Here is a 248-nt window from a genome sequence, read left to right as displayed (position 1 = left end):
CATTCATGTTTTCTGATGACTCTTCTGAAAGCATGTACATCTTGAAGCTGAATCATCAGCAGAACACAGTCTTGCTTTTTTTTCACCGCAAAGATGGCGATTCCGTTTCTCGTGCATTCATTCAGCAGCCGTTCAATCCCTTTTCCTTTGACTTCCATTTGGACTTTACCCGAAAAAAATGACAGCCATTTGTTTTTCACATTATTTCCCCCCGGCTTTATGAATCGACATATCGTACGTGATCTATC

At 40.7% G+C, this 248-nt stretch carries 1 protein-coding gene; it reads right to left on the bottom strand.

From position 1 onward, the window contains the following. A partial coding sequence (locus SB660_RS22670; RefSeq protein ID WP_410584755.1) for a sporulation protein YqfD occupies nucleotides 1–200 on the bottom strand: 200 nt, incomplete at its 3' end. Nucleotides 201–248 lie beyond the last annotated feature (48 nt).

It is taken from the genome of Bacillus sp. SIMBA_005 (genome assembly GCF_046535585.1).
Lineage (GTDB): Bacteria > Bacillota > Bacilli > Bacillales > Bacillaceae > Bacillus > Bacillus pumilus.
Note: the sequence above shows the minus strand (reverse complement) of the source record. Positions and strands in the feature narration are given on the sequence as shown.